Origin of the sequence: Bradyrhizobium sp. AZCC 1577 (genome assembly GCF_036924575.1) — a bacterium.
GTDB lineage: Bacteria > Pseudomonadota > Alphaproteobacteria > Rhizobiales > Xanthobacteraceae > Bradyrhizobium.
The window spans coordinates 2,690,861-2,704,497 of record NZ_JAZHRQ010000001.1 but is presented as its reverse complement, the minus strand read 5'-3'; the positions used below and the strand labels follow the sequence as shown (position 1 = coordinate 2,704,497).

General features: G+C 59.5%; 14 protein-coding genes and 1 pseudogene. 9 read left to right on the top strand and 6 right to left on the bottom strand.

The features are described from left to right. The first annotated feature begins 295 nt into the window (after window positions 1–295). The gene (locus tag V1278_RS12710; RefSeq protein ID WP_334384165.1) at window positions 296–1,834 is read left to right on the top strand and encodes an amidase; all 1,539 of its coding nucleotides are present in this window, start codon (window positions 296–298) and stop codon (window positions 1,832–1,834) included. Window positions 1,835–2,578: 744 nt separating this feature from the next. Here the strand turns inward: V1278_RS12710 and V1278_RS12705 are convergent. Beyond that, a complete protein-coding gene (locus V1278_RS12705; RefSeq protein ID WP_334380955.1) occupies window positions 2,579–4,372 on the bottom strand; it encodes an adenylate/guanylate cyclase domain-containing protein in 1,794 nt (597 codons plus the stop codon). Window positions 4,373–4,515: 143 nt separating this feature from the next. After that, window positions 4,516–4,941, bottom strand: coding sequence for a hypothetical protein (locus V1278_RS12700; protein ID WP_334380954.1), 426 nt, complete (start codon window positions 4,939–4,941; stop codon window positions 4,516–4,518). A 438-nt stretch (window positions 4,942–5,379) separates the two neighbouring features. Between V1278_RS12700 and V1278_RS12695 the strand changes: the two are divergent. Next, a pseudogene (locus V1278_RS12695) lies at window positions 5,380–5,502 on the top strand (SOS response-associated peptidase); the annotation flags it as partial. On the opposite strand, the gene V1278_RS12690 reads toward V1278_RS12695, so the two are convergent. Further along, a complete protein-coding gene (locus V1278_RS12690) occupies window positions 5,490–5,717 on the bottom strand; it encodes a hypothetical protein (RefSeq protein ID WP_334380953.1) in 228 nt (75 codons plus the stop codon). The pseudogene V1278_RS12695 and the gene V1278_RS12690 overlap by 13 nt on opposite strands. Next, a complete protein-coding gene (locus V1278_RS12685; RefSeq protein ID WP_334380951.1) occupies window positions 5,717–5,947 on the bottom strand; it encodes a hypothetical protein in 231 nt (76 codons plus the stop codon). The genes V1278_RS12690 and V1278_RS12685 overlap by 1 nt, the downstream gene beginning before the upstream one ends. Before the next feature lie 197 nt (window positions 5,948–6,144). On the opposite strand from V1278_RS12685, the gene V1278_RS12680 reads away from it, so the two are divergent. The 3 genes from V1278_RS12680 (at window position 6,145) to V1278_RS12670 (ending at window position 8,585) form a co-directional block, all read left to right on the top strand. Continuing rightward, window positions 6,145–6,435: a hypothetical protein gene (locus V1278_RS12680; RefSeq protein WP_334380950.1), complete on the top strand. Its 291-nt coding sequence runs from the start codon at window positions 6,145–6,147 to the stop codon at window positions 6,433–6,435. Next, window positions 6,432–6,581, top strand: a complete 150-nt coding sequence (locus V1278_RS12675) for a hypothetical protein (protein WP_334380948.1) — start codon at window positions 6,432–6,434, stop codon at window positions 6,579–6,581. Before V1278_RS12680 ends, V1278_RS12675 begins: the two co-directional genes overlap by 4 nt. A 1,809-nt stretch (window positions 6,582–8,390) precedes the next feature. Further along, window positions 8,391–8,585 (top strand): hypothetical protein, encoded by a 195-nt coding sequence (locus V1278_RS12670; RefSeq protein ID WP_334380947.1) that lies wholly within the window; start codon window positions 8,391–8,393, stop codon window positions 8,583–8,585. A 180-nt stretch (window positions 8,586–8,765) separates the two neighbouring features. Here the strand turns inward: V1278_RS12670 and V1278_RS12665 are convergent, their stop codons facing one another. Beyond that, the gene (locus tag V1278_RS12665) at window positions 8,766–9,044 is read right to left on the bottom strand and encodes a hypothetical protein (RefSeq protein ID WP_334380946.1); all 279 of its coding nucleotides are present in this window, start codon (window positions 9,042–9,044) and stop codon (window positions 8,766–8,768) included. Between the two features lie 165 nt (window positions 9,045–9,209). Here V1278_RS12665 and V1278_RS12660 point away from each other — a divergent pair, with 165 nt between their 5' ends. After that, the gene (locus tag V1278_RS12660; protein ID WP_334380945.1) at window positions 9,210–9,404 is read left to right on the top strand and encodes a hypothetical protein; all 195 of its coding nucleotides are present in this window, start codon (window positions 9,210–9,212) and stop codon (window positions 9,402–9,404) included. On the opposite strand, the gene V1278_RS12655 is transcribed toward V1278_RS12660, so the two are convergent. Further along, window positions 9,405–9,572, bottom strand: coding sequence for a hypothetical protein (locus tag V1278_RS12655; protein WP_334380944.1), 168 nt, complete (start codon window positions 9,570–9,572; stop codon window positions 9,405–9,407). A gap of 966 nt (window positions 9,573–10,538) precedes the next feature. Between V1278_RS12655 and V1278_RS12650 the strand changes: the two genes are divergently transcribed. The 3 genes from V1278_RS12650 (at window position 10,539) to V1278_RS12640 (ending at window position 13,455) form a co-directional block, all read left to right on the top strand. Then, window positions 10,539–11,051: an ATP-binding protein gene (locus V1278_RS12650; protein ID WP_334384164.1), complete on the top strand. Its 513-nt coding sequence runs from the start codon at window positions 10,539–10,541 to the stop codon at window positions 11,049–11,051. Beyond that, on the top strand, window positions 11,033–11,272 hold the full coding sequence (locus tag V1278_RS12645; protein ID WP_334380943.1) for an ATP-binding protein: 240 nt from the start codon (window positions 11,033–11,035) through the stop codon (window positions 11,270–11,272). The genes V1278_RS12650 and V1278_RS12645 overlap by 19 nt, the downstream gene beginning before the upstream one ends. Window positions 11,273–11,775: 503 nt before the next feature. After that, on the top strand, window positions 11,776–13,455 hold the full coding sequence (locus V1278_RS12640) for a sensor histidine kinase (protein WP_334380942.1): 1,680 nt from the start codon (window positions 11,776–11,778) through the stop codon (window positions 13,453–13,455). Window positions 13,456–13,637 lie beyond the last annotated feature (182 nt).

The following is a 13,637-nucleotide window of genomic DNA, read 5'->3' as shown; positions in this document are numbered from 1 at the left end:
TGTGGCTGCTCCGCCTCAGCCCTGTCCGGATGCATGTGATGTTGCAGCTTGGCACGCCGGCGCAGCGTCGGCGGCCTACCGCTTGGTGACCGTCGCGGCCACCGACCACCAGACGGTCTCGACACTTTAGGGCGAGCGGTGGATTTGAGGAGTCAACCCATTGGTCGAGGGAGGATGTGCTATGAGAGCACCGCCAAACTATTCGCGTCGTCGCTTTCTTCATGCTGGCACGGCCGGGGTAGCGGCGACCGTCGCCGCGGCGACAACGCCCGTTCGTGCGGCCGCCGAGGCCGGCATGCAACCGCCACCCCCGACCGCGACGGCGCCGCGGATCCTGCGCAAGCCACCGCTGCCTGAATTGGAGCGCATCGCCAAATCTTACAACTTGGCTCTCAGCCGCGACGATCTGACGTCGTTCCGCAACCTCATGGACGGCGTGCTCGCGTCGTACCGTCGATTGGACCAGTTCGCGGAGCCGACATTGGCGGTGAAGTACCCGCGGGACGCGGGGTTCCGTCCAGGTGCCTCGGACAATCGGCTCAACGCTTGGTACTGGAGGTGCTCGATCAAAGGCGCAACTTCGGGGCCTCTCGCGGGCAAGAAAATCGCCATCAAAGACAATGTGTGCGTTGCCGGCATCCCGATGATGAACGGTTCCAATGTGCTGGAGGGCTACGTCCCTGACGTGGACGCAACCATTGTGACCCGCATCCTCGATGCCGGTGGGGAGATCGTCGGCAAGGCGGTGTGCGAGCATCTTTGCTTCTCGGGCGGTAGCCATACCTCCGACACTGGGCCGGTGCTCAATCCGCACGATCCGAAGCGATCTGCCGGAGGCTCCTCCAGCGGCAGCGCGGCGCTCGTCGTCGCCGGCGAGTGCGACATGGCCATTGGGGGCGACCAGGGCGGGTCGATCCGAATTCCCAGCTCTTTCTGCGGGGCGGTTGGCCACAAGCCCACCCATGGGCTTGTGCCATACACAGGTGTCTTCCCGATTGAATTGACACTTGATCATACCGGGCCCATTGCCCGTACCGCCGGCGATGCCGCCCGGCTTCTCGAGGTGCTCGCCGGGGCCGATGGCCTCGACCCGCGCCAACCGGCGGGACTGCGCACGGAAGCATATACCAAGCAGCTCACCGGAGACGCCCGCGGCCTCCGGATCGGGATCGTTAAGGAAGGGTTTGGCTGGCCCAACTCCGAGCCCGATGTCGACGCCATGGTACGCGAGGCGGCACAGCGCTTGACGCGAGCGGGGGGAGCCGTGAGCGAGGTATCGATCCCTCTCCACCGCGATGGCATCCATATTTGGAACGCTATCGCCGTCGAGGGCGCCACGGCGCTGATGGTCGCGGGCAACAGCATGGGAACCAACTGGAAGGGGCACTACACGACTTCGCTGCTGGACTTCTACGGCCGGAGCCGGCGGGTGCGTGCCAACGACCTTTCGGAGACCGTCAAACTCGTCGTCCTGCTTGGCCAGTACATGCAGGACAATTATCAGGGCCGCTACTACGCGAAGGCCCAAAACCTCGCGCGCGTGCTACGCGCCGCCTACGATGAGCAACTCAAAGGCGTCGATCTCTTGCTCATGCCGACGTTACCTTTGAAGGCCACGCTACTCCCAGCCCCGGACGCAAGCCGCGAGGACTACGTTGCGCGGGCACTCGAAATGATTTCCAACACTTGCCCGTTCGACGTCACTGGTCATCCGGCCGCCACGGTTCCAGCAGGCATGTCGGCAGGGCTCCCTGTTGGCATGATGCTGATCGGACGCCACTGGGAGGACGGCACGGTGTTGCGTGCGGCTGACGCGTTCCAGATCGTCGGATAGACGGCAGTCGCGAATTGCCGGCTAACGGCAACGCCGGCGTGCAAGGTTCGGAAACCGGAGGCCCGCGCGCTATCTGACATGAGCCTCTGCCGTTCAGGAAGTGATCCGTCAACGACATTGCCCCACATAACCGCGGGTGAGCATGAAGGTTACCACTCTGGTATGTTGGTCGGAAGCCAACACGCCTCGAGAGGCGCGACCGGCGAAGAATCTCGGGGACCGTGTTTGAGAAGATCAGCAATTCCAAGCTCGGTTGCGACCGGCAAACTCGGCGAGGCAAGATACCCAACACGTGCCCATGACGCACAGCTTTCGTTGGTGATCAAATGACGCATAGCGGCCAAAAGGGTTTCGGCATGACCAAGCACGGCCGATCGGGGCACGCGACCCAATCGCCGCGTTTCCGTTTCCTGCAGAAGCTCGAAGCACAGAAGAACGATCGCAAGGACCGTTCTCGGATCAAGAACCCGAAACAGTCCGTCGAAGAGCTATTCCATCCCCGGAAGCCAACACGAACCTGACGAACTATCCTTGGATGAGCTCCGGGGGTTGGGCACATTCGGAACTTCGGGTCTTTGTGCTCAGCACGCGATCGGAGCTGAAGGACCGATGCCATTAATCGCTGGCGCGTCAATGATCTGGATGCCATCTGATGCAGTGGCCAAATGCCCGGTTTGGGTCAACAACGGACGTCGCATTCATTCGATCACTTCGTTGCAAATGGTCGAGCCTGGCTGCTTTTTGTCATTCGGGCAGTCCGGCTTGCCGCAATCCTTCTTCCAATCGCGAGAGGTCTTCGGCACGCCGAATAGGGGGGAGCACGTCTTTGAGATTGGAAATACGTAGCGCGGGATTGAGTTGCCGCAGCCGAGCCATTGCCTTATGTGCTTGCTCCGGTCGTCCGGCCATTGCGTTGCTTGCGGCGGCGATACGTAATCCAGTTTGATGGTCCGGATTGTCCTGCGATGCCATTGCCGCCCACGATGCCGCTTCGTCATAGCGGGCCAGGAGGAAATGGGCATATGCGGTCCCGGCTCGCATTGCTGTCACCCGCGGATCAAGTGGGCTCAGGCGCATGGCACGCGCGAAGCGCTCGATCGCCGGTTCCGGCTCGCCGAGCCAATTTTTTACCCAGCCGCCCCAATTCCATGCCTCGGCCGAATTGGAATTGAGCACAAGCGCGCGGTCGATTAAGGCGGCGCCTAGCTCAAGATCCCGAACAACAAACGCTAGCGCCCACCCGCTGGCGGCGAGCGCGATCGCGTCATCCTTGCCCAACTCAACCGCCCGCCGGGCGAGCCTCGTCACTTCGGCAATCTCGTTCGCTGTGTCTGAAAACCAGCCATTGGTCTTGGCCCAGAGGTAGCAAAAGGCTGCACGACCGTAGGCGGAGGCAAAATCTGGGTCGAGCTCGATCGCGCTGTTGAACAGGCGCAATGCCTCGTCGTTCGCTTGTCGACTTCTAAACTGATAAAGCTTGGCCAAACCGCGCAAATAGATGGCGTACGCGTCGAGGCTCTCGGTCGGCTTGCGCTTGGCACGCTCGATCTCGGCCTTTTCCACCGCTGGCGCGATCGCCCCGACAACGCTCTCAGTTACCTGGTCCTGCAGTTCGAAGATGTTGCCGAGCCCACCATCAAACCGGTCTGCCCAAAGGTGTATCCCCGTCGCGGCATCGATCAATTGGCCGATAATGCGGACTTTTCCGGCTGCCTTACGAACACTGCCTTCAAGCACGTAGCGGACCCCGAGTTCGCGCCCGACCTGCTTGATATCGACGGCTTTGCCCTTGTAAGTAAAACTCGAATTGCGCGCGATCACGAATAAAAATTTGAACCGCGACAACGCTGTGGTGATTTCGTCCACCATGCCATCAGCGAAGTAGTCCTGATCGGGATCACCGCTCATATTCTGGAACGGCAGTATCGCTATCGACGGGCCGTCAGGTAGAGGGAGTGCAGCGTGACCATCGCTGGATGGATACGCTGAGATTACTAGAGAGGAGGCGCGGTTTTTCTGAATACGCCAGACGCGAATCGGTTCGGCGATATTCTTGAGAGTTTGAGCGCCCATATCCTCTAAGGTGCTCTCAACCTTGCCACGAACCTGCCGGTGAGCATCGTCGGAAATGCAAATCCCACCCGGCTCTGCGATCCCTTCGACACGCACTGCAATATTGACCCCATCACCAAAGATATCGTTCTCTCCGACAATAATATCGCCGACGTGAATGCCGATGCGAAATTCGATCCGTTTGTCCTGCGCCACATCGGAATTGTGTTCGGCCATGCCGCGTTGAATTTCGTCGGCACATCGCACGGCGTCGACCACGCTCGCGAACTCAACAAGGGCGCCGTCCCCAGTGTTCTTGACGATGCGTCCGCGATGATCAGTGACTTTGGGATCAAAAAGCGTCTTTCTAAGAGTTTTCAGTTGCGCCAGCGTGCCTTCTTCGTCGATCCCTATCAAGCGGCAAGAGCCCGCGACATCTGCCGCCAGAATAGCTGCCAGTCGCCGCTCTACGTGCTCTCTGCTCAAGATGCACCCCGGGCTCCAGGAAATTGAATGTTCATATAGCACAATTATGGGCCGATGTCCGACTACGCCCGCGTCCGAGATGGGTCCATTAGCGGATATGCAAAGCACCGACGCCGAGGTCTGCTTCTCCTTGCACTGCGGTCTCATCGCTCCTCATCAGGATGTACGCACTTATACGGCGTAATCTCCCGCTGCTCGGTCAACTTGATCATGCGGACAAGCGGCTTGTAACGGCGCGTGCCGCAGGACCGACATCGGAAGGATGGTTCTAGCTTCCAGATCGGCGTATCACGTGCCCTGCGGATTGCATCCAGCGGCAGGCTTACTCGTGTGTGGCATCGGCAGCATTCGATCTCTAGCCAGCCGTATCCGCCGTTCAGGCATTGGCGGATCGTTGGGGATGGCTGGGCCGGGCCGCCATAGCCTTCCATGCGGACCGACCATGCTTCTGCCTTGGCTCGATCAGCGGCACGGGCGGCCTTCTTAGCGTTTTGGCGGGCTGTCTGGGCGCGCATGTCGGCGCCCATGATCCGGCCGCCCCAGATGACTTCGCGCTTTTTCGTGCTCATGGGTGGCAATTACAGCGTCACCGAAGCCCCCTGAGCAATCCACGAGACCTAGCTGCTTCTTGGGCCTGCGCCGCTTTAGCTTGGTCAAGTGCTTCGCTGCGCTCTTTGCCAGCGGTAAATTAGGAGGGCGCACAACCTAGATCTGTGTTGCCTTTCGGTAACCCATGCTCTGCTCGCAAACGATAAGTTCAGTCGTTTTTAGGAGGTAGGCATATGGATGTGTATTTGAACACCAGACGTGATCTGCTTGTCGTAGAGAAGGGATCGCCGATACCGCCTGTTGCGCCGCCGGGCAAATGGCGCAAGAGCAGGAAAAGGGTTGTCAAAGTCAGCGAGGAGATTAGGTCAGCGCTTCAGACGCAGGGCTACTATATGCGCAAGCTGAAAGACCTGCATATTGATCGAGACTAGCGGGAAACATCTATCGGCGGCCGCCAAATGTGCAACCTCTACAGCATCACCACAAACCAAGAAGCCATCCGCGCGCTCTTCCGCGTGATAAATCGCTACGTCGGCAATCTGCCGCCGATGCCCGGCGTGTTTCCCAATTATCCGGCGCCGGCGTTCCTGGACTCGCCGATGCTGTCAGGCTTGTTGAGGAAGTAGTCTCGATTGCCTAGCGCCTTCTCGGCGTACTGATCTATCGCGACTGTGATGGCCTGCACATGCTGATAGCAATGGCCCTCGCGCGTGGCCCGATGGCGCACTTCGGCGAGCGCCCTAAGCCATGACGAGTTGTCTGCCTTGTCATCGTACCATTTGAGCGGCTCCGCCATCACCAGCTCCGGCCGCCAAGCACGCGCCCTTTTGTTGGACCGTGCTGCTCTGCCTTGAGCCGATCCCGCTCGGCGCAAAGGCCCTCGATCTTGGCCAGCATCCTCGTTAGCAGCAACTCGGCCGACGCAGTCGAGATGCCGGCGCGCTGAAGCTGCAGGATCTCCTTACGCTGTCTTCCGACTTGGCCGCGCATGTGCTCGATCTCGGAACGAACGTGATCTAGGCCCATAACGCTCCTCAATGCTCTCTCGATCGTTCGGTAAAGGCCTTCGGCCTCGCGCCCGAGCTGGTCATACAGGCGCAGGCGCCTGAGAAGGATCTCGATTTCACGGTCGTTTTTCACGGTGAGGCAGACAGTACAAAACGTGAACGAGATGACAAGCCGCTATGAGGCGGAATACCAATTAATTGCCCGAGTAGATTTGATTGCCCTGGTCCACCCCGTTTGACGACCCGATTCCGCTTCCAAATGGCCGCTGGCTCCACACGTTGAAGGATGCCGCCAGCCACATAATGAGGCTGCCGAAGGCCGAACACTCCGCGCCGGAATGGCAGGCTGCCATGCAGGCACTGATTCTCGTTGCAGAAAACGATGGCCCGACGATGTTCGCCCGCATCGGCGTCATGCGGGCGTTAAACCGTCACATCGAGCGGGTCTTCAATCCCGATCGCAAAAGTCATCACTGGGGCAAGCGCAAACTGAAGAGGGATCAATGACGACGGTTTGGATATACGTCGATACCAGCAAGGAAGTTGGCGACGTTGATCACCTCAAGGTATTTGCGAGCCAAGACGTTGCCGAAGCCTGGTTTAAGGAGAACGACCCGGAAGGCGTTGCCTTTGAGTATGAGGTTCTGGAATGAACCGCATTGGCGCCAGATCGCCTACGCGATGGTAGTGATCTTGGTGCTGGTGATTATCTGGCATGTGCTGGGGTCGCTGTAGGGCCGCCAACTGAGGCGACCCTAGTTCTAGGTAGGGGGCCTAAGCCCGGGGGATGAAAGCCACTCGTTGATGTGATTTGCTGTATCCATCAGACGCGCCCGGCGAATGAGGTCATCACGTTCTCGACCGGGTGGCAGCTTGCTCGCTCGTTCCTCTAGATCTTTCGCGACTTGCAAGACCCGCTCTTCAAGAGCGGGACGATTCGCGCGCTCTTCCTCCGAAAACCGATTCCTGCGTTTGATGGGGGTCGATTGGCCCATTCTGGTTCCTCCCGTTGATGGAGGGGTAACGACCGGGAACGATCTTTGATCCAAATCCATCCGGGTACTGGCGGAAATAGGCCCACCAGAACAAACCCGGGCCGGGAAAATTAGGCAATGATTAGGAGGGGGACCTTACGGCCCCAGTGTGCACATCCCCCGAAGCACTGGGGCCGTTTTTCTGGTGACTGTGCGCGCCTCTATCTGTTGCCCGTGGCGCGCATTCAGCGGCCCCAGTGTTTCCCTCCCCGAGGCGCTGGGGCCGTTCGCCCTAGTTTAGGCGGTACCGACGAAGAACCGCCTAAAGGGCGATCCGCAATATCCGTGATCTTACTTCGGTGGTTGTTGCCCGGCTGGTGGCGTCGTTGGCGACGGTGTCTCACCCCCGAACCAGCCGCCAGTCCAACCTATCAGCCCAAGAACAACGATAACGGCCGCGACAACACCGGCAATGATCCGATTGTCCATGTCCCGTTGCCTCCATGTTTGCTGGCTGCATCTACGATAACGCGTCATGCAGAAGTCGTTCCGAGTAAGGCGTGCAAGGTTTTAACTGACTTGACGGCTTGCGCTTGGCGCGGCAGCCCTGATCAGCTCGATCGGAAGATAAGGCCCGCTAGCGTGAACCGGCGGGCCTTCTCGTCTCAGATCACCATGGACCGGCGGGTGAACCGCCACCGTTCGAACTTGAGCCGGGCGGGCGCCAGCAGTAGCCGGATCAGGCGCATTCGTTGCCCCCCGATCAGACACTCATTTCCCGGGCCCTTTGTTGCTAGGTGTCGGCGGGCTGGGTGGCATTGCTGCATTCGATCGTTGGAGGCTGTCCAAGCGAGCGGAAAGCCCACCCAGCTGTCCGAAAGCAATTTACGCTGGCCCTGCTCCGCCGATATCTGCCGCTGTAGACCGCTGATCTGTTCCGAGGCACGTTCCTGTGCTGCCCGGAGCTCTTGGATCGTTTGCTGGAGATTGGCCACAGCATCTCTAGCCGTCTTGTCAGCGATTTCAGCAGCCAGAGACGGCTCAGCATTGGGATGAACAGCCGCTAATGGAGAGGACTCGGATCCAATTCGATTGCTGGCCCAAAGCACAGCAACGATAGCAACCGCGAGGAGAAGAAGTAGAATCCAAGGCAGTATGCGGCGCGATCGTCCTGGTTGGCTGCGATTCTGCGGCGTGAAGTCGCTCATTTGGCTACTAAGCCGATAGTGATCGATTCGTTCCGAACGGGTGATAGCCGTGGCCGTTCTCGCGTGCGCCTTCCCCTCAATGTGGCTGCCGCGGAAAAATGGTTCGATGAGAACGACCCTGAGGGCCTGGCGTTCGAGTATGAGGTTCTGGAGTGAACAGAACCGGCGGCAGCTTGGATCCGAGCAGAGCAAAGGAACGATATTCACCGCAGTGCTTGGGGCGCTTTAGGAACCATCGCCAGGGGGATGTGATTGAATCGCGCTTAGTAAGGCGCGCACCATGAACACCCCGGATCAGGATATCATATTGCGGGCTATGGAGGATGCCAGGCGCATCCTCGGCGAATACATTGCACCTGGTCCGCGCGACGCCACGGCAACGGTGCACCGGCTGATAGCCGTTCTCGATCGAGACGAAGTTGTCCACGCTATCGATCGCATGAAACGGCGCCGGACCATGCGGCTCGTGGAATGAAGCGGCCCCGGCAATACGCAACGCACCGGGGCCGCCGGACCACTGGAGATTACCCCCGGCTAAGCTCTGGGGGACATGTAGCCGGGGGCTTTTGCAGAATAGCCAGCCATCGGGGCGCGGTCTGTACGGCCGCTGACAAAGGGCAGGCCCGCCGGTTCACGCTGGCGGGCCTAAGACGTTCTATGTCCCTACCCGCGACATAAGCTTGGGCAGGATATCGACAAGGCCTGCAGCCACGAACAAATCGTCTGCCCACACGTCTTGGGGCCAGCCCATGCCGTGAGTAGCGTCGTCATAGTCACAAGCATAGGTCAGCAAGGCAATGACGCCTGCCGGGGTAGTTGGGTCGATCTTGAGCAGCTCGTAAGCCGCATCCTGTTCATCACCCCACGCTTGATCTAGCGCCGCCTCGATCGTCCATCGCGCTCTCCTTTTCCCGCAATTAAGCGCAGCAACCATATGACGCTTCGGAACCGCGTTTATTGGGCGTCCATCATTCCGAGCCGCCACAATAGCTTTCGCTCATATTTGTTCCGCCATGTGTAACACAGCGGACAGACCTTCACGCTCCCACGGGAATAACCTGTAAAGTTCTGAGTGGTGCGTTGGTGGGAGGATTAAAAGATGGATCAGTTTATTTCAAGGGAGCAGCGTCTCTCGCAGATAGACCTCGATCTTTCCCACCGCATGGCCGAACTTCAAAAGCTCAGAGAAGCGGTCCGCATTGCAGAGGCGCTGCAAGCGTCAACGGCGCAAAGGCGTCCCCCACATTCACCGAGCGACACCGCTTCGTACACCGAATCTCGATTGGCGGTTTAGTTAGGTCGGCGGCTTCACACGTCGAGTGGGCTTCGCGCTTGCTGCATCGCTCGGTGGCTGGTTGAGCTGACACAATCGATCTTCTAGTGCTGCCTTTTTGGCGATCAGTTTTTCGCGGAGAATCGACTGCATCTGCTGGTGCAGTTCGAACAGTTCTTCGATCGACATTGACTCCCACTCACTCCGCATGACGCGTCCCGGCGATCATGAAACCGTTTGAATTATTGCTCACGATAGAAAACTTCAGAGATATGGGAGAGAGGCTCAGTCTCAATGCACTGAAGAAAATTTAATGAGCACGGCAGACGGTCCCGACCGCGTAGTCCGTTTTTCGAGCTGTCTATCATGAAGAAAAATGGCCCCAGCGCCAGAGCGCCGAGGCCATCCAAGTTACCTTCCAGGCAGACAGGAGTAGTGGAGCCTACCTAGCACGCACACGGAAGCGGAAAAACGTGGCAATATCTATGCGATAGTGAACACATCTCCGAGTTTGTAGCCTCTGGCTTATCTCGGTTCCTGAGTCAGAAGCCGAACAGACGATCGCTTTTGAGCAGACGTATGCTCGCCCCTTTCGTTCCCTGAACGGAGGGGCCGCAATGGAAAAGAAGGTCCGCGTTTCAAAACGGAAGCCTAAGCAGCTATGGACGCCTCAACGCTTAGCCGAGGTGGCGGCGGAGTTAGATAAGCTAAAACAGCAAGTCCGGGTGACTGAAAGTGCCAAATCCAGGACACCGCGATCAATACGATTGCATGGTTAGTCAGTGCTTTGCGAAGTGGATGATTACCATTACATGGTGCCAAAGAGAGACCGCCTTCGGTCAAAACGCTCGCCAAGAATCTGCATCCTAGCGGAGCATTCATCCCAATTAACTCGGCGCCTTAGGTCCTATTTGGGCCGCGACGAATCAGGCATTCGAATGGCGGAATCAAAATCAGCTTGATTACAATCTCAAGGCGCATTTGGAAAAAACGGCCAAAATCCCTCTAGCAATTCCAATAGCTTGGCAGCTGTTTTCAAATGAAAAACAGCCCTCCACGGAGGGTCAGTCCTGGCAAAATCTGGGGTGAACCGCGCGGACATAAGGCCGCCTTCGACGAGATCATGGCGACCGCCGTCAGCACGAACCCCAGCGCATCGTCCGCGACCTGCTCAACGCCGAGATCAACGAGAGGCCCGTTCGATCAAGTACCAGTTCACTATCGCCAAGCTGCCGATGGCCAAGGATCTTGAGGACTTCCAGTTCGCGGCACGCCGATCAACCGGACGCTGTCAATCACCTCGCCGCCGGCGGCTTCATTGCCCAGCAACGCAACGTCGTGCTGGTCGGCGGCACCGGCACCGGCAAGACCCATCTGGTCATCGCAATTGCCAGAAGCTGCATCCGATCTCGCGCTCATGGGCGCTTGTACAACGTGGTCGACCTTATCAACCGCCTCGAGATCGACACCCGCAATGGACGGCAGTGGCGGCTCGCTGAGCATTTGAACCAGACGGACTTCACCGCTCTGGACGAACTCGGATATCTGCCCTTTGCCCAGTCCGGCGGCCAGCTTCTGTTCCATCTCGTCAGCCGGCTCTACGAGCGCGCCTCCGTCACCACCATCTCGCCTTCAGAGAATGGCCCAGCGTGTTCGACGCCAAGATGACGACCGCGCTGCTCGACCGGTTGACCCATCAGTGTTACATCGTCGACGCTGGCAATGACAGCTGGCGATTCAAAAGCCGCGACGATGATCACGCAACCCGCGCTCGTTTCGTCTCCGCAATCCCGGCCAGCTCCGACGAGCCGAGCGCCACCGCCAAACCCCGCCGCTCAAAGGGGCCAAAATTAGAAGCCGATGAGGGGTCAAATTTGAACGCCGATTGACATGATGGAATCCAACATAAGGGCGTGGGGACGTCCGCGCAGCGGGGCGCAGGGAACTAGGGAGCTGAGCCAATCCTTTGAAGCGCCGATCGCTATAGTGGGCCGTCAGGGGCCCAATGGCTGACGGCCGATCGGCGGCTCATCTCAAAACCCAGCCGCGATTTCGGGTGTGGCTAGACAGCTCCGGTCATCGGGGTGCGGCCTGGAGGGGCCGAAAGGGACAGCGCAGGAACGTCTTTGCATTCTGCCCGTTGGCCTTCGGGTCCGGACCACGTAAGTAGGACGAGGGCCGCCGACCAAATGGAGTTCGATTGTGCCCGCAGTGCGTGATGCTTTCACCCGTGGACGGAGCCATTTCGGTGGCCCCGCACACCCCGGGGTTGGACCCGCTTCGGCATTTCAGAACGGCGCAGCATGGGTCGCTCGGGTTCTTGTTCCCGCGATCGAACAAGGCAATGCAGAGCTTGAGCCGGAGCACGTGGCCTTCCGGTTAGACCTCAATCTTGACCCGCAATCGACCAACCACGCGCATGCCGACTTCTGGCTTGCCGAGCTCGACGGGCGGCGCGCGCAAGGCCTCCGGTACTCCGTCAATGTCATCGGCGGGGATTCGGTGTGGCTATACCAGCCGGGCGAGCCAGGAAGAGCGCTCGGGCCGGTTGCAGAGTGCGACGCGGACCTGGTCGGGGACATGCTCCGGAGCGCAGCGGAGGAATTTGGAGAGCAGATCGGGTCAATCGAGGGACGCTAGTTCACTGGGCCCAACACGAACGGCATTGAGGGCCATGGAGGTAAGATCCAACCCAGCGAAAAAGCCAGCACGCCTCAAGGACGCACTCGAGCGCAGCCAGCGTGACCTCGAGGATTTCTTTGAGAACGGCGCAGTCGGACTGCACTGGGTCGCCTCCGACGGTTCTATCCTCCGGGTCAATCAGGCGGAACTCGATCTTCTCGGGTACACCCGCGAGGAATATGTCGGCCGCCATATCGCGGAATTCCATGCCGACAAGCCCGCGATCGACGACATTCTCGCCCGCCTGACCCGGGGCGAAAAGCTCGACAAGTACGAAGCGAGGCTCAAGGCGAAGGACGGCTCGATCAAGCACGTGCTGATCAGCTCCAATGTGCATTTCCATGACGGCCAGTTCATCAACACCCGCTGCTTCACCCTCGATGTCACCGACCTGAAGAAAGCGGAAACCGCGCTGCGCGAAAGCGAGCAGCGCCTGCGTGCTACTCATGAGCGCGCTTTCGCGGGGATTGCCGAGGTCGATCTCCAGGGCCGGTTCCTTAGGGCGAACGCCCGGTTCTGCGAAATCACAGGGTACTCGGCCGATGAGTTGCCGAACCTCAGCTTTGGCTCGATTACCCATCCCGAGGATGCAGGCTCGGACATGGATAAGTTTGCCGCCCTCGTCTCCGGCCAGACCGACACGTACCAGACCGAGAAACGCTTCCTTCGACCAGATGGGACAGCAATCTGGGTGGCCGTCTCCGCCTCGATCGTGCGGGATGATCTTAGCCAGCCGCTTTACGGCATTCGTGTTGTGCAGGACATCACCGAACTCAAGCGCGCGCAGGCCCGCCAGAAACTACTGCTCGACGAATTGAACCACCGCGTGAAGAACATGCTGGCGACCGTCCAATCCGTCGCGATGCAGACCCGGCGCAGAGCAACCGATCTCGATGGCTTTACGCAGGCCTTCGAAGGACGGCTCATGGCGCTCAATCGCGCCCATGAATTGCTGACGCGGGAGATCGGGACTGGCGTACTGTTGCGTGACCTGGTCCTCGAGACCGTCGCGCCCTATGAGACCGCTGCGGGAGAACGCTTCCGCCTGAGGGGCCCCGAGATCCGGCTCGGGTCTGAGGTAGCGGTGACGCTCGCCATGGCGCTGCATGAGCTCACCACCAACGCCGCGAAATACGGCGCGCTCTCCACCCCTCACGGCTGCATCAGCATAGAGTGGTGGAACCCCGCACCCGATTCCCTGACGATTGACTGGGCGGAAACGGGCGGGCCCCCCGTCGTAAGGCCCACGCGGCGAGGATTCGGCTCGGACCTCATCGAAAGAGGACTGGCGCGGCAGTTTGGCGGCACGGCGATCCTAGACTTCAACAAGGCAGGACTGCGCTGCCACATCGCGTGCATGTTACCGCAACGCGACGATGGCATCGCGTGACATAGCCCTGCAGGGCACCGTGCCGACGATTGCTTCCGATGCGAACATGCCTGAGACGTTGCCCGGTCGCTCCTGGCACCGAGGGCTTCGAGCAGTTGCGACGGGAGCGCAAGAGGATCGAGATGCGGTTCGCGCATTTGGAGCGCATCCTGAGACTCGGTCGGCTTCGACTTCGCGCCCCG